This is a genomic window from Lysobacter sp. yr284, from assembly GCF_900107375.1.
Classification (GTDB): domain Bacteria; phylum Pseudomonadota; class Gammaproteobacteria; order Xanthomonadales; family Xanthomonadaceae; genus Lysobacter.
The window spans coordinates 166662-183699 of the sequence record NZ_FNPT01000008.1; the positions used below are offsets into that span (position 1 = coordinate 166662).

A 17038-nucleotide genomic window follows, 5' to 3' on the forward strand; every position below is an offset into this window, starting at 1 on the left:
CAGGAACCGGGGAATCGAACAGCAACGCGCGTGCGAACGCGCTCGAAGCGACTGGATCAGCGAAGTCGACCTCGACGGCTTGCATGCGGCCGATAGCGCCGCGCGCGGCGCCGTCTTCCGTGTTGGGCGTGGTTCGTGTTGAGGGCATGGGAATGGATATCGCTGTAATCGGCATCGCCTGTCGTTTCCCCGGAGCGGACGACCATCACGCCTATTGGCGCAACCTGGCCGCCCGCGAGGCGAGCATCCGCGTGGTCCCCGGCGAGCGCTGGGACTGGACCGCGTACTGGGGCGATCCGCGGGTCGAGGCGAACAAGAGCCTGAGCAAGTGGGGCGGCTTCATCGAGCGCGTGGACGCGTTCGACCACCGCTTCTTCGGCTTGCTGCCCAAGGTCGTGCAGACCATGGACCCGCAGCAGCGGATCATGCTCGAGCTGAGCTGGGCCTGCCTGGAAGACGCCGGCATCGCGCCGTCGTCGCTGCGCGGGCGCAAGGTCGGGGTGATCGTGGGCGTGTTCAACCACGACTACAAAGAACTGCAGGAGCGCGGCGAGTCGCAGATCGAGGCGCACCATTCCACCGGCACCGCGACCGCGGTGATCGCCAACCGGGTCTCGCACTACTTCGACTTCCGCGGCCCCAGCATTCCGGTCGATACCGCCTGCTCCAGCTCGCTCAACGCGATCCACAGCGCGATCCAGGCGATCGAGTACGGCGACTGCGAACTGGCCCTGGCCGGCGGCATCAACCTGCTGCTGACGCCGACCCGGCACATCTCGTTCTCGAAGATGGGCATGCTCTCGCCGACCGGCACCTGCAAGACCTTCGACGAGCGCGCCGACGGCTACGTGCGCGGCGAAGGCGCGGCGCTGCTGCTGCTCAAGCCGCTGGACAAGGCGCTGGCCGACGGCGACAGCGTCTACGGCGTGATCAAGGGCAGCGCGGTCAACCACTGCGGCGATACCTACACCCTGACCTATCCCAGCCCGCGCGCGCAGGCCGAGGTGATCGTGGCCGCGCACGAGCGCGCCGGCGTCCCGGTCAACAGCGTCGGCTACGTCGAGGCGCACGGCACCGGCACGCCCAAGGGCGACCCGATCGAATTCGAAGGACTGGCCACCGCGTTCCGCACCCTGGCCGAGCGCCAGCAGGTCGAACTCGACGTCGGCTACTGCGGGCTGGGCTCGGTCAAGACCAACATCGGCCACCTGGAAGCGTCCGCCGGCGTCGCCGGCGCGATCAAGGTGATGATGGCCTTCCGCCATCGCCAGTTGCCCGGGCTGCACGATTTCAGCCGGCTCAACCCGCGCATCAGCATCGACGGCACGCCGTTCTACATGCTCGACGCCACCCGCGACTGGCCGCGGCTGGGCGATGCGCCGCTGCGCGCGGGCGTGAGCTCGTTCGGTTTCGGCGGCACCAACGCGCACCTGGTGCTGGAAGAGCCGCCGCAGGCGCCGGCGCGCAAGCCTTCGAAGGCGCGGCCGCTGGCCTGGCCGATGGCGCTGTCGGCGAAGACCCCGCAGGCGCTGCTGCAACGCCAGCGCGACCTGCTGGCCTGGCTCGACGGCGCCGGCGCGACGGCCGAGGCCGCCGACATCAGCGCGACCCTGCTGGCCGGGCGCGATCATTTCGAATACCGCTACGCCTGCGCCGCCGCGAACGCGGCGCAGTTGCGCCAGGCGCTGGCCGAGGCGGTCGACGCCGGAGAACGCGCCGAACGCGAGCGCGCGCAGGCCGGCGATGCCGCCGAGCCGGCGCCGGCGCAGATCGACGCCGCGCAGGCGGACGCCGCCGCGGCGCTGTTGCAGCGCATGAGCGGCAAGTCGGCGCCGAAGGGCGCGCAGTGGGACGCGGCCGCGCGCGAACTGGCGGCGGCCTACGCGCAGGGCGCGCAGCTGGAGTGGGCCGGCCTGTTCCGCGGCCGCGACCTGCGTCCGGCCAAGCTGCCGACCTATCCGTTCGCGCGCGAACGCTTCTGGATCCCGCAGCGCGCGCAAACCGCGCCCGCGCGCGCCGACGGCAAGCTGCATCCGGCGCTGCACGCGCGGGTGCCGTCGCTGGGCGCGCCGCGTTTCTCGGCGCGCTTCGACGGCGGCGAATTCTTCCTCGCCGATCACGTCATCGGCGGCCAGCCGGTGCTGCCGGCGGTGGTGTACCTGGAGATGGTGCGCGCGGCGATCGTCGAGGCGCTGGGCGAGCCGCTGCGCGGCGCGCGCTTGCAACTGCGCGATGTGCTGTGGCTGCGTCCGCTGGAGCAGCGCGACGCGCCGGTCGGCGTGCACGTCGATCTGGCCGCCGACGCCGACGGCGACGCGCTGGCCGGCCAGCGCCTGTCGTTCCAGGTCGTGGCCGAGGACGGCAGCGCGGTGTACTGCCGCGGCCAGGCCGCGTGGGGCGAGGACGCCGACGCCGAGGCCTGGCCGGCGACGGCCGCCGCCGACGCGGCGCCGGAACTCGCGGCGCAGGCCTGCTACGAGCGGTTCGACGAAGCCGGCATGCGCTACGGCGCCGCGCACCGCGCCCTGCGTTGGCTGCGCATGGGCGACGAGGAGTGCGTGGCCGAACTGGAACTGCCCGAGGGCCTGGACGCGCAATTCGGCCAGTACGTGCTGCATCCGAGTCTGGCCGATGCGGCGCTGCAGGCCGCGGTGGCCTGGAGCGCCGGCTTCGGGCCCGAACCGGCGCAAGCGCCGCGCGCGCGGGTGCCGTTCGCGCTCGACCGCCTGGACCTGCGCGCGGCCTGCACGCGGCGCATGCGCGCGCGTCTGCGCCGCGACGGCGGCAAGATCGATATCGAACTCAGCGACGTCGACAGCGGCCGCGTGTGCGCGCTGCTGGGCGGCTTGAGCGTGCGTCCGCTGCAGGCCGAGCCCGCGGTCGCGGCGGCGCCTGCGCTCGAGTTGCCGGCGTTGCCGCCGGCGCTGGCGGCGAGCGTGTACCGCCCGCACTGGAGCGCGCTGCCGTTGCCCGTCGCCGCTGCGGTCCCCGAACAGCTGCTGCTGGTCGGCGCCGAGGCCGATGTCGAATGGCTGCAGGCGCAGCTGCGCGCCGACGCGCGCTACGCCGCCACCCGGATCCAGCGGCTGTGCTTCGGCGCCTCGCTGGATACCGACGGCGAAACCCTGCGCGTGCGCGCCGGCGACTGGGACGACGCCCAGGCCGCCGTCGCCGCGCTGGCCGCGCGCGGCGCCTCGCTGGCCAAGGTGCTGTGGATCGCGCCGCGCGCCGGCGCCGCAGAACCCGACCTCGGCGCCTACGTGGACGCCGGCGCGCGCAGCGCCTTCGTCCTGGCCAAGGCGATGCTGCGCGGGACCAAGAGCGCGCGTTTCGTGCATTTGCTCGCCGACCCGGCGCCGCGTCCCGATGCGCAGGGCCTGAGCGGTTTCTACAAGACCCTGCGGATCGAGAAGCCGAGCTACTCCGGCCGCGCGGTCCAGTTCGATCCGGGCGAATCGTCCGCCGCCGCCCTGGGCGCGCTGATCGCGGCCGAGTTCGCCGGCGAGGACAGCCACGCCGACGTGCGTTATCGCGACGGCCGGCGCGAGGTCCGCGACTTCGTCGCCGCCGACGGCCGCGCCGATGCCGGCGTCGCCGCCGGCGCGGGCGCCGCGCTGCGCGAGGACGGCACCTACCTGATCACCGGCGGCCTCGGCGCGCTCGGCCTGATCTTCGCCCGCCACCTGTGCGGGCGTTACCGTGCCACCGTCTACCTGACCGGACGCAAGCCGCCCAACCAAGCGCAGCAGCTCGAACTCGATGCGCTCAACGCGCTCGGCGGGCAGGCGCTGTACCTCGCCTGCGACGTGTCGCGGCGCGAGGACGTGCGCGCGGCGGTCGCCCGCATCCATGCCGACGGCCGCCGCCTCAACGGCGTGCTGCATTCGGCCGGGGTGATCGAGGACGGCTTCATCCTGCGCAAGGACGCCGACTCCTTCGGCCGGGTGATCGCGCCCAAGGCGCTGGGCACCTGGCACCTGGACCAGGAAACCCGCGAGGAGCCGCTGGAGGTGTTCGCGCTGTTCTCGTCGGTGACCGGCGTGCTCGGCAACGTCGGCCAGTGCGATTACGGCTTCGGCAACGCCTTCGAAGACTATTTCGCCCATGCCCGCGAGGCCCTGCGCGGCCGCGGCGAGCGCAGCGGCAAGACCCTGTCGGTCAACTGGCCGTACTGGAAAGACGGCGGCATGCGCCTGGGCGAGAAAGAAGAGCAGATGCTGCGCAACAGCTTCGGCATCGTGCCGCTGCTCAACGACGAAGGCCTGGCGATTTTCGAATACGGCCTGGCCCAGGCCTCGCCGCAATTGGCGACCATGCCCGGCGATGCTGCGCGCGTGGCCGAAGTGCTCGGCGTCGTCGCCGCGGCGACGGCGCCTGTCGCCGCCCCCGGCCAGATCGCCGACGACAACGCCGCGGCGGGCGAGGGCGGCGATGATGCGCAGCGCCTGCGCCCGGCGATCGCGCGCCACCTCTCGCAGCTGTTCGCCGGCCACCTGCAGATTGCCGCCCACTTCGATCCCGATCGCGCCTTCCGCGACTACGGCTTCGATTCGGTGGTGATGATCGATCTGGTCAACCTGCTGGAGAAGGACTTCGGCAGCCTGCCCAAGACCTTGTTCTTCGAGCAGCAGACCCTGGCCGAGATGACGGCCTATTTCATCGAGCAGCATGCGCAGGCCAGCCGCCGCGTCGCCGGGCTCGACGCGCCGGTCGCGGCGGCGTCCGCGCCGGCCGCAACGGCTGCCGCCGTCGCCGCGCCGGTCGCCGCGCTGCCCGCGCGCGCCGCCGCGCCGGTGCGCCGCGCCGCGCCCGAAGGCCGCGACGACATCGCCATCGTCGGCATTTCCGGCCGCTATCCCAAGGCCGAAGACCTGGAGCAGTTCTGGGACAACCTGACCCGCGGCCTGGACTGCGTGGTCGAGATCCCGTCCGACCGCTGGGACATCGAAAGCACCTGGCAGCCCGGCCCGGTCACCATCGGCAAGAGCTACAGCAAGTGGGGCGGTTTCCTCGATCGCGTCGACCAGTTCGATCCGCTGTTCTTCAACATCTCGCCCAAAGAGGCCGAGATCATGGACCCCAGCGAACGCCTGTTCCTGGAGACCGCGGCGCTGGCGATCGAGGACGCCGGCTACACGCCGGACAAGCTGGCCGCGCCGCAGGGCGTGCGCGAGAACCCGGTCGGCGTCTACGCCGGGGTGATGTGGGGCGACTACCAGCTCTACGGCATCGAGGGCGCGCCCGAGGCCTGGACCACGCCGCACAGCCTGTACTGGGCCATCGCCAACCGCGTCTCGCACTGCTTCAACTTCTCCGGCCCCAGCATCACCATCGACACGGCGTGCTCGTCGTCGCTGACCGCGATCCACCTGGCCTGCGCGGCGATCCGCAACGGCGAGGTCGCCGTCGCGCTGGCCGGCGCGGTCAACCTGTCGCTGCACTTCAACAAGTACCACTTGCTGGCGGACATGCGGTTCCTGTCCAGCGACGGGCGCTGCCGCAGCTTCGGCGAAGGCGGCGACGGCTACGTGCCGGGCGAGGGCGTAGGCGCGGTGCTGCTCAAGCCGCTGGCGCAGGCGCAGGCCGACGGCGACCACATCTACGGCGTGATCCGCGGCACCTCGGTCAACCACGGCGGCAAGACCTCCGGCTTCACCGTGCCCAATTCCAAGCGCCAGGCGGCGCTGGTGCAGGAGGCGCTGGACCACGCCGGCGTCGATCCGCGCCACATCAGCTACCTGGAAGCGCACGGCACCGGCACCAGCCTGGGCGACCCGATCGAGATCGCCGGCCTCAACCGCGCCTTCGCCGCGCCGGCCGGCGCCGCGCAGGAGCTGCAGTACTGCGCGATCGGCTCGGTCAAGTCGAACATCGGCCACCTGGAAGCCGCCGCCGGCGTCGCCGGCCTGAGCAAAGTGCTGCTGCAGATGAAGCACCAGACCCTGGTGCCGTCGATCCATTCCGACACGCTCAATCCCTACATCGAGTTCCAGCGCAGCCCGTTCTACGTACAGCGCGCGCTGGAGCCGTGGAAGCGGCCGAAGCTGGAGGTGACCGGCGCCGACGGCGTCGCGCGCAAGGTCGAGCTGCCGCGCCTGGCCGGGATCAGCTCGTTCGGCGCCGGCGGCAGCAACGCGCACGTGATCGTCGAGGAATACATCGAGCCGCTGCGTGCGGACGATCCGGCCGAGCGCGGCCAGCCGGCGCTGATCGTGCTGTCGGCGCGCAAGGACACCGCGTTGCAGGCGATGGCCGGCAACCTGGCCGATCACCTGGAGCGCAACCCGCAGCTGTCGCTGCACGACGCCGCCTACACCCTGCAGATCGGCCGCGTGGCGATGGAGCACCGCCTGGCGGTGCGCGCGAGCCGGGTCGAGGACATCGTCGAGGCGCTGCGCGCGCATGCGCAGCAGCGCGCGCACGCGGCGCTGCGCCTGGGCCATCGCGACAACGCCAAGCGCGCCACGCAGGCGCCGGCGCTGGCCGAGTGGCTGGCGCGGCGCGATCTGGACGCGCTGGCCGGCGCCTGGGTCGACGGCCACGCGGTCGAATGGGAACGCCTGCACGCACCCGGCGCGCGCCGGCGCCTGCCGCTACCGACCTACGTCTATCAACGCCAGCGCTATTGGGTCGCGCATTTCGGCGCCAACGCGCAGCCGGCTTCGGGCGCGGGCACCGGCGCGGCGGCGCTGCATCCGCTGCTCGACGCCAACGTCTCCACCCTGGACGAGCAGACCTTCCGCAAGACCTTCCGCCCCGACGAAGCGTTCCTGCGCGACCACCAGCTCGGCAGCAACCGCATCCTGCCGGGCGTGGCCTACCTGGAAATGGCCCTGGCCGCGGGCCGCCTGGCCGGCGGCGGCGCGGCGGTGCGCGCGCTGCGCGAAGTGCGCTGGCTCAAGCCGATCCTGGTCAACGCCCAGCCGGAAAGCTACGACATCGGCCTGCTGCCGGACGAGGACGGCGTGCAGTTCGAGCTGTACCAGATGCGCGGCGAGTCGCGCACGGTCTATGCCCAGGGCGTGCTCGAATACGAGGACGGCGAAGCCGGCGAGGCCGCGTTGCCGGCGGCGTTCGACCTCGACGCCATCGCCGCGCGCTGCCAGCGCCTGGAGCGCGAGGCCATCGATGCCGCGTTCGCGCGCATGGGCTTCAACTTCGGCCCCGGCTTCCGGGTGTTCGAACTGCTGCATTTCAACGGTGAGGAAGCGCTGGCCCGGCTCGGCGTGCCGGCCCAGGGCGAGACCCAGGCGCTGGCCGGCTACACCCTGCCGCCGTCGCTGCTCGACGGCGCGGTGCGCACCGCGCTGGGCATCGACCACGGCCTGGTCGCGACCGCCTCGACCATCAAGGTGCCGGTGCGGCTGCGCCGGATCCAGGCGCTGCATCCGCTGGGCGGGCAGTGCTACGCCTATGCGCGCAAGGTGCAGGCGCCGGGCGCGCCGGCCGAACAGAGCCACTACGACATCGACGTGCTCGACGGCTCCGGCCGGGTGCTGGTGCGGCTGGAGCGGCTGAGCATCCAGGCCGCGCCGCAGCTGGGCCTGGGCCGCAGCGCCGCGCCGAAGAGCGAAGCGGTCGCGATCAGCGTCGCGCCGGTCGCGGCGCGGGCCGCGGCGCCGGCGGCGGTCGTCGCCGCGCCCGCGGGCGCGGCCAGCGACGAAGCCATGTATGCGGCGATCATCGCCCACCTGGTCGACCTGCTGTCCAAGGTCACCAAGGTGCCGGCCGACCAGATCGAGCCCAAGAGCGCGCTGGAGAACTACGGCATCGACTCGGTGATGATCCTCACCCTGACCGAGCGCCTGCAGGTGACCTTCGGCGAAGTGCCGAAGACCCTGTTCTTCGAATACCAGGACCTGCACAGCCTGTCGGAGTACTTCCTCGACAGCCATGCCGATACGGTGCGCGCGTTGGCGGCGGCGAACGTGCCGGCGGCCGCGCCGGCGCATCCGGCCGCGCTGGCGGTGCCCGCGCAAGCGGCCGCCGCCGAGCCGGCGCCGGTCGAACCCGCGTCCGGCGCCGACGTCGCGCGCCTGCACCTGCTGCTGCAGCACCTGCTCGGCGAGGCCGCGCGCGAGTGCGCGGCCGACACCCCGCTGGCGCAGTGGCCGCTGGACCCGGTCAACCTGATCGAAGCCCTGCATGGCCTGCGCCAGCTGTACGACGGCGTCGAGGACAGCGCGGTCTATCGCCACGACAGCCTCGCCGAATGGGCCGCGCGGCTGCGCGAGAAGCCCGCCGGCAGCGCCCGCGCCAGCCGCGCGCTGGCCGCGATCGCCGGCGCCAGCCTGGAGACCGCCGGCGCCGAAGACGCGCAACCGCATCCGGCCGAAGCCGCCGCGCCGCGCCCGCGCGTGCCCGGCGGCTCGCGCCTGATGGCGCGCAGCGCCGCGCTCGAGCGCCAGGACATCGCCATCGTCGGCCTCAGCGGCCGCTATCCGGGCGCGCGCACGGTCGAGGACTTCTGGAGCAACCTCAGCGCCGGCCGCGACGGCATCAGCGAAATCCCGATGTCGCGCTGGGACCACGCGCCGCACTTCCATCCCGACCGCAACGCGCGCGGCATGGTCTACAGCAAGTGGGGCGGCTTCATCGACGAAGTCGACCAGTTCGACGCCGAGTTCTTCCACATCTCGCCGCGCGAGGCGGAGATCCTCGATCCGCAGGAGCGGCTGTTCCTGCAGACCGCGTGGGAATGCATCGAGGACGGCTGCTACACCCGCCAGTCGCTGCGCGAGCGCGAGGTCGGCGTGTTCGTCGGGGTGATGTGGGACCACTACCAGTACCTGGACGTCAGCGACGAACAGCGCCGCTACGGCCGGCCGATGGCGCTGCATTCCTCCATCGCCAACCGGGTGTCGTACTTCCTCAACCTCAGCGGCCCGAGCCTGGCGCTGGACACCATGTGCTCGTCGTCGCTGACCGCGATCCACTTGGCCTGCCAGGCGATCCGCAACGGCGATTGCCAGATGGCGATCGCCGGCGGCGTCAACCTGATCGTGCATCCGGTCAAGTACCACCAGCTCGCCCAGGGCCAGTTCCTGTCCACCGACGGCCGCTGCCGCGCCTTCGGCGACGGCGGCGACGGCTACGTGCCGGGCGAGGGCATGGGTGCGGTGCTGCTCAAGCCGCTCAAGCAGGCGATCGAGGACGGCGACCAGATCCACGGCGTGATCAAGGCCTCGGCGGTCAACCACGGCGGCAAGACCAACGGCTACACCGTGCCCAACCAGGTCGCGCAGAGCCAGGTGATCGGCAAGGCGCTACGCCGCGCCGGTTGGCATCCGGGCAGCGTCGATTACATCGAGGCCCACGGCACCGGCACCTCGCTCGGCGATCCGATCGAGATCGCCGGGCTGTCCAAGGCCTTCGCCAGCGCCGCCCAGGACGCGCTCAAGCAAGCGCGCGGCCGCGACGGCGAAGGCGCGGTGGTGCCGCAGTCGTGCCGGATCGGTTCGGTCAAGACCAACATCGGCCATCTGGAATCGGCCGCCGGCATCGCCGGGCTGACCAAGATCCTGCTGCAGATGCGCCACCGCAGCATCGCGCCGTCGCTGCATTGCACCCCGCTCAACAGCAACATCGACTTCGCCAAGACCCCGTTCCGGGTGGTGCGTTCGCTGGAACCGTGGGACGCGCCGGGCCGTCCCGGCATCGGCGGCCTGCCGGCCGCGCGCCGCGCCGGGCTGAGCTCGTTCGGCGCCGGCGGCGCCAACGCCCACCTGCTGATCGAAGAGCACGTCGCGCCGGTGCGCGCGGCGGCCGCGGCGCAGCCGGCCCTGTTCGTGCTGTGCGCCGACAGCGACGAGCGCCTGGGCCTGTACGTCGACCGCGTCGTGGCGTTCCTGGAGCGCGCCCGCGCCCAGGGCCGCACGCCGGACCTGCGCAGCCTGGCCTATTCCTCGCAGATCGGCCGCGAGGCGATGAACGAGCGCCTGGCCGTGGTCGTATCGAGCGTCGCCGAACTGATCCAGGCGCTGGCGCAGTACCGCAAGGGCGAACTGCCCGCCGGCCTGCACCGCGGCAGCCTGCGCAAGCACAACGAGAAGCTCGAGGGCATCCTCGACGAGGCCCAGCGCGACGCGCTGCTGCGCAGCCTGGTCCAGGCCGGGCGCCTGCCGCAGTTGGCCAAGGCCTGGGTGTCGATGCTCGATGTCGATTGGGAGCGCTACGCCGACCTGCTGTACGCCGACGCCGGCGGCGCGCGCCGTTCGCCGTCGGTGCGGCGCCTGTCGTTCCCGGGTCTGCCGTTCCTGACCCGCCGCCACTGGGTGCAGCAACGCGCCGCGGCGGGCGAGGGCGAGGCGGTCGAACGCCTGCATCCGCTGCTGGACCGCAACCTGTCCACGCTGACCGAGCAGCGCTACGCCAAGCGCCTCACCGGCAAGGAGTTCTACCTGCGCGACCACGTGGTCGCCACCGGCGAGCCGCGGCTGATCCTGCCCGGCGTGGCCTATCTGGAAATGGCCCGCGTCGCCGGCGAACTGGCGATGGGCGGGGAGTGGACGGTCGATGCGATCCGCAACCTGATCTGGGTGCAGCCGGTCGAGGTCAAGGACGCGCCCGAAGACGTGCACGTGGAACTGCGCCAGAACGGCGAGGCGGTCGAGTTCGAGATCGTGCGCGCCGCTTCGCAGGACGCCAACGTCGAGGGCGAGCTGGTCTACCGCCGCCGCGACGAGGCGCCGGCCGACGAATGGCTGGACCTGGACGCGCTGCGCGCGGCCGCGCTGTCGACCGAATCGCTGGAACCGATCTACGCCGGCTTCCACCGCATGGGCTTCCATTACGGCCCGGCCTTCCGCGTCACCCTGGCCCGTTACCGCCTGGCCGACGGCGCGCTGTGCCGGCTGTCGCTGCCGCAGGCGCTGCGCGAGGACGCGGGCGAGTTCGTGCTGCATCCCTCGCTGTTCGACGGCGCGCTGCGCGCCTGCCTGGCGATCGGCGCCGACAGCCGCGAGGCGACCGTGCCGATCGTGCCGTTCGCGCTCGGCGAACTGGAACTGCGCCACCCGCTTACCGAAGAGTGCTACGCCTACGCGGTGGAGACCGGCGACGGCGCCGAGGCCACCGGCCTGCGCAAGTACCGGATCGTGGTGACCGACGCCGACGGCCGCGTGCTGATCAAGCTGCACGACTTCTCGGCGCGGCCGCTGGTCAAGGCCGAACCGGCGCCGGCGCGCAGCCTGCAGTACTACCGTTACGAGTGGCTGGACACGCCGGCCGCGGCGGCCGGCGCGGCGCTGGACGGCCGCAACGTGCTGGTGCTGGCGGCGCGCGCCGAACTGGCGCAGGCGCTGGCGCAGTCGCTGCCGACCGCGCGGGTGCTGCTGGCGCAGCCGGGCGAGGGCTTCGCAGCGCTCGCCGACGAAGCGTTCCGCTACGACCCGCATAGCGCCGCCGGCGCCGACGCCTTGATCGCCCACCTGGCCGCGCACGACCTGGCGCCGGCGGCGATCGTGCACGCGCTGGACGACGCGGCCGACTTCGCCGCCGCCGCCGACAGCGGCGACTACGCCGCGGTGCAGCGCAGCGCGCAATCGCTGCGGCATTTGTTCGTGGCGCTGGAACGCAGCCTGCCGGGCCGCGCGCTGCGCTGCGCCTGCGTGCACCGCTGCGGCGAGGACGCGGTGCAGCCGCAGCACGATGCGGTCGGCGGCTACGCCAAGTCGCTGCTGACGATCAATCACCGCTTCGAACTGTTCACCCTGCGCAGCGACCTCGACGAGGCCGCGGCGCTGGCCGCCGCGATCGCCGCCGAACTGCAGGCCGGCGGCTCCCAGACCGGGCACGAGATCGCCCACTGGAACGGCCGTCGCCTGCTGCGCGCGCTGCGGCCGCACCAGCCCGCCGGCGCCGACGGCGCCGACGCGGCGCTGCCGTTCAAGCCGCGCGGCCGCTATCTGATCAGCGGCGGCGCCGGCAAGCTCGGCCTGGTTGTGGCGCGTTACCTGGCGGCGCGCTTCCAGGCGCGGCTGCTGCTGACCGGCCGCTCGGCCCAGCCCGGCGAGGACACCCAGCGCCAGATCCAGGCGCTGCGCGCGGCCGGCGCGGAAGTGCAGTATTTCGCCGCCGACGCGGCGCGACCGGGCCAGGCCGAGGCCGCCGTGGCGCAAGCGCGCGCGGCCTGGGGCGGGCTCGACGGCGTGATCCACTGCGCCGGCGTGGCCGGCGACCGCGGCATCCTGGAACTCGACGATGCCGGCTTCGATGAAGTGCTGGCGCCCAAGCTCGACGGCACCCTGGCGCTGGACCGCGCCAGCGCCGGCGAAGCGCTGGACGTGTTCGTGACGTTCTCGTCGATCTCCGCGCAATTGGGCGACCTGGGCGCGGGCGCGTACGCGGTCGGCAACCGCTTCCTCGACAGCCATGCGCTGTGGCGCGAAGCGCAGCGCCGGCAGGGCAGGCGCTCGGGCAAGACCGTAGCGATCGGCTGGCCGCTGTGGGCCAGCGGCGGCATGGAGATCACCGGCGAGGACGCCTCGCTGTTCGGTTTCTCCGGCATGTCGGCGCTGACCGAGGCCGAGGGCCTGGACGCGTTCGGCCGGTTGTTGCGCGGCGACCAGGCGCAGGTGCTGGTGGCGGTCGGCGACGCGGCCAAGATCGCGCGGACCCTGCGCGTGCAGGCCGCGACGTCCGAAACGGCGGCGCCGGCACAGGCCATCGCGCGCGTCGCCGCCGCACCGGCCGCGCTGCCGTTGCAGGCCGCGCCGGCCGCGGTGCGCAGCGCGCCGGTCGCGGCCGCTGCGGCGCCGGCGAGCGGCGACGACTTCGCCCGCCGCGCCGAAGCTCTGCTCAAGCAGCGCCTGTCGGTGGTGGTCAAGGCCGCTGCCGACGACATCGGCTCCAACGCCAGCTTCGAGCAACTGGGCATGGACTCGGTGATGCTGATGGAGCTACGCGACAGCCTCAGCCGCGATTTCGCCGGGCTGCCGAAGACGGTGCTGTTCGAACACGACACCCCGGCGCGGCTGACCGGCTACTTGATCCAGCAGCACGGCCCGGCGCTGCGCGCGCTGGTCGGCGAGCCCGCGGCGGCGTCCGCGGCGTCCGCGGCGTCCGTGGCAGCGCCCGCGGCCGCGGCCGCGCCGGTCGTCGCGCCGCCGCGCGGCGAACGCGCGGTACTGCCGGTCTCGGCCAAGCGCCGTCCCGCGGCGCCGTCGGCGCAGCCGCAGGCGGACGACGCGGTGGCCATCGTCGGCTTCGCCGGACAGTTCCCGCAGGCGGCCGACCTGGCCGAGTTCTGGGACAACCTGCAGCACGGCCGCGACTGCCTCGGCGCGATTCCCGACGAGCGCTGGCCGGCGGCCGCCGCCGACGGCGCGCGCCGCGGCTATGCGCGCCGCGGCGGTTTCCTGCCGGATGTGGACCGCTTCGATCCGGGCCTGTTCCGCATGAGCCTGGAGGAAGCCTCCAAGCTCGATCCGCAGCTGCGTGTGCTGCTGCGCGCGGCCTGGCACGCGGTCGAGGACGCGGCCTACACGCCGCAGGCGCTGGCCGAGCAGCGCGTCGGCGTCTACGTCGGCGCGATGAACGAAGACTTCACCTGGATCATGGCCGAGCTGCAGGCGCGGATCGGCCGCTATCCGGGCCCGGGCTCGGTGATCAGCGAACTGGCCAACCGGCTGTCGTTCCTGATGAATTTCCGCGGCCCCAGCCTGACCGTGTCGACCGCGTGCTCGTCCTCGCTGACCGCGGTGCACCTGGCGCGGCGCGCGATCCTCGACGGCGAGTGCGAGCTGGCCCTGGCCGGCGGCGTCAACCTCAGCCTGCATCCGAGCAAGTACCTGATGCTCAACGACATGAAGGTGCTCTCGCCGGACGGCGTGGAACGCACCTTCGACGACGCCGCCAACGGCCTGGTGCCGAGCGAGGGCGTCGGCGTGGTCGTGCTCAAGCGCCTGAGCCGCGCCCAGGCCGACGGCGACCGCATCCACGCGGTGATCCGCGGCTCCAGCATCAGCCACGCCGGCACCGGCGCGGGCCAGTACCTGCCCAACATCCGCGTGCTGGAAGACACCGCCGCGCGCGCGCTGGCCGAAGCCGGCGTGGCCACCGACGAACTGGGCTACCTGGAAAGCCACGGCACCGGCACCGAGCTGGGCGATCCGATCGAACTCAAGGCGCTGGCCAACGCGCTGCGCCGCGGCAGCGACGCCGACGGCTTCTGCGCGATCGGCAGCAAGGCCAACCTCGGCCACATGGAGGCGGCTTCGGGCGTGTGCTCGCTGATCAAGGTGCTGCTGAGCATGCGCCACGCGCGGCTGTCGCCGTGCGCGCGGCTCAAGACCGTCAACGCCTCGTTCGACCACGAGCGCTCGCCGTTCCGGTTCCCGCGCGAGGCGCAGGCGTGGCCGGCCAACGCGCGCGGCACCCGGTTGGCGGCGATCAATTCCTTCGGCATGGGCGGCTCGAACGCGTTCGTGGTGCTGGAATCGGCGGCGCAGCCGCTGCCGGCGCCGGCCGCCGACGCGTCGGTGGTGCTGCTGTCGGCGCGCAGCGAGGAGCGCTTGCGCGCCTACGCTCAGCGCCTGCTGCGAGAGTTGCGCGAGGAACGCATCGACGCGGCGTCGCTGGCGGACCTGGCCTATTCCAGCCAGGTCGGCCGCGTCGGCTTCGACCATCGCCTGGCCATCGTCGCCGCCGACCACGCGCAACTGGCCGCGCGCCTGGTCGCCTATCTGGAAACCGGCGCGGCGGCCGCGCGCGGCATCCACGCCGGCGACGCGCGCCAGTCCGGCGGCCTGGCCGAACTGCTCGACGGCGACGCCGGGCGCGAGTTCGTCGAGGCGCTGATGCAGTCGCGCCAGTGGGACAAGCTCGGCTCGATCTGGACCCGCGGCGGCGAGATCGACTGGGCCGGCCTGCACGCGGGCGCCGCGCGCCGGCGCCTGTCGTTCCCGGGCTATCCGTTCGAAACCCAGGTCTGCGACCTTTACGCCGCGGTCGGCGCGCAGCGGCCGCAGCCGCTGGCGCACGCGCCGCTGGCCGCGCCCGACAGCGCCGAGGCCGAAGCCGAGGCCCTGCCGCAGCAGTGGTTCCAGCGCGACGAGGCGAGCGCCATCGCCGAACCGGGCGATGGCGAAGCCCAGGGCGAGCAGGCCAACGCCGGCGAAGAACTGGCCCGCCGTTACTGGCTGGACTACCTGCGCGATCTCGCCGACACCAGCTTCGCCCTGGCGCCGTCGGTATTGAGCGCGCGCGCCGACGCCGACGAGGACGACGGCGCACGCGCCGCCGCGCCGCTGCGCAGCGTCGGCGGCTTGCTCGACGAGGAACTGGTGCGCAGCCTGCAGCGCTGCACCCAGGCGCACCGGATCGAGGTCGAGACCCTGGTCGCCGCGGCCTGGGCGATCCTGGTCAACCGCTACACCAAGGCGCGCTGCTCGCAGTTCGGCGTGTTGCGCTCGTTCGCCGCGCCGCGCGCCGGCGAGGGCGAGGCCGAGGCGCAGCCGCTGCGCAACCTGGTGCCGGTGCGGGTGTGCACGGTCGGCCGCGACAAGGTCGGCGGCTGGCTGGCGGGGCTGCAGCGCACGCTCGACCGCAAGCACGCCTACGCCCACGTGCCGATCGACCGGATCGAGCAGTGGACCGGGCAGGAGCACCTGTTCGACAGCGTGATCGTGTTCGAGCGCGGCGGCCTCGGCCGCGAGCAGGCCGCGCCGCTGGCCTCGGCGCTGTTCGCCGCGCAGAGCCGGGTGGCGATGGAACTGGCGGTGACGGTGGATGCCGACGCGATCGGGCTGACCCTGCTGTACCCGTCCGGCAGCGACGACGACGCGGCCGCGGCCGCGCTGCTGGAGCACTTCCAGGCGCTGCTGGAGGCGCTGGCGGAGAACCCGGACAAGAACCCCGCGGCCCTGGCCATGCGCAGCAAGCGCGAAGGCCGCGAAACCTTCTGGAAAACCCTGGACAAGGTGAACCAATGAGCGCATCCGCGAACCCGCCGGCGACGAATACGGGCATGAAGGTGCTGATCACCGGCGCCAACGGCTTCGTCGGCCTCAACATCGTCGAACAGGCGATCCGCGCCGGCCATCGTCCGCTGGCCTATGTGCGCGAAGGCTCCAACGTCGCCCATCTGGCGCCGATGGGGGTGGAGATCGTGCGCGGCGAACTCTCCGACGAGGCCGCGCTGACCGCGGCGCTGCGCGGGGCCGGCGGGGTCATCCACACCGCCGGCAACACCAGTTGCAACCGCCGCGACTGGCCGGCGTTGGAAGCGGTCAACGTGCACGGCACCCGCACCGTGGTGCGCGCCGCGCTGGCGGCGGGCGTGCCGCGGCTGGTCTACACCAGCACCACCTCGACCATCGGCGCGGTCGACGACCCGGCCCGCCGCAGCGACGAGGACCGGCCGCTGCGCGGCTTCCGTTCGCGCAGCCCGTACGCGCAGAGCAAGTTCCTCGGCGAGGAAGCGGTGCTCGACGGCGCGCGCCAGGGCCTGCACTGCGTGATCCTCAATCCGGCCGAAGTGATCGGCGCCTACGACCACAACCTGCAATGGGGCCGGATGCTGCTGGCCGTGCAGCACAACCAGGTGCCGTTCCTGCCGCCGGGCGGCGGCAGCTTCTGCCACGCCGCCGACGTCGGCCGCGCCCACGTCGCCGCGCTGAGCCAGGGCCGCAGCGGCGAGCGTTACCTGCTGGCCGGCCACGACGTGCGCTACCTGGAATTCCTCGACGCCATCGGCGAAACGCTGGGTAAGGACTTCGACCGCCCCGGCGGCGACTACCAGCGCCTGTACTACAAGACCCTGCTGCAGGAAAAACACCCGCACCTGCTGCCCGGCGAGCCGATCGTCGAGGCCTACCGCATGCGCGTGTTCGCCGGCAGCTACTACTTCGACAGCGCGAAGGCCGAGCGCGAGCTGTCCTACCGTTCCGCCCCGCTCGGACACATGCTGCGCGACTGCGCGGACTGGTATCGCCGCAACGGCTACTTCGGCCCGCAAGCGCAGGCCGAAGCCCAGGCGCAGGCCCCGGCCGAAGACGCCGCGCTCGCATAAGCGCACACCCACGATCTCTGACCACAG

Annotated in this window: 2 protein-coding genes; both read left to right on the plus strand. The window is 72.7% G+C overall.

Annotated elements, in window-relative coordinates:
• Positions 1 to 152 precede the first annotated feature (152 nt).
• Positions 153 to 15932: an SDR family NAD(P)-dependent oxidoreductase gene (locus tag BLV01_RS27125; RefSeq protein ID WP_217633514.1), complete on the plus strand. Its 15780-nt coding sequence runs from the start codon at positions 153 to 155 to the stop codon at positions 15930 to 15932.
• Positions 15929 to 17011 (plus strand): NAD-dependent epimerase/dehydratase family protein, encoded by a 1083-nt coding sequence (locus BLV01_RS14615; protein WP_217633515.1) that lies wholly within the window; start codon positions 15929 to 15931, stop codon positions 17009 to 17011. Before BLV01_RS27125 ends, BLV01_RS14615 begins: the two co-directional genes overlap by 4 nt.
• Positions 17012 to 17038 lie beyond the last annotated feature (27 nt).

Coding starts and splice junctions, on each gene's coding strand:
- BLV01_RS27125 (WP_217633514.1), top strand. CDS start 153: ATGGATATCGCTGTAATCGGCATCGCCTGTCGTTTCCCCGGAGCGGAC.
- BLV01_RS14615 (WP_217633515.1), top strand. CDS start 15,929: ATGAGCGCATCCGCGAACCCGCCGGCGACGAATACGGGCATGAAGGTG.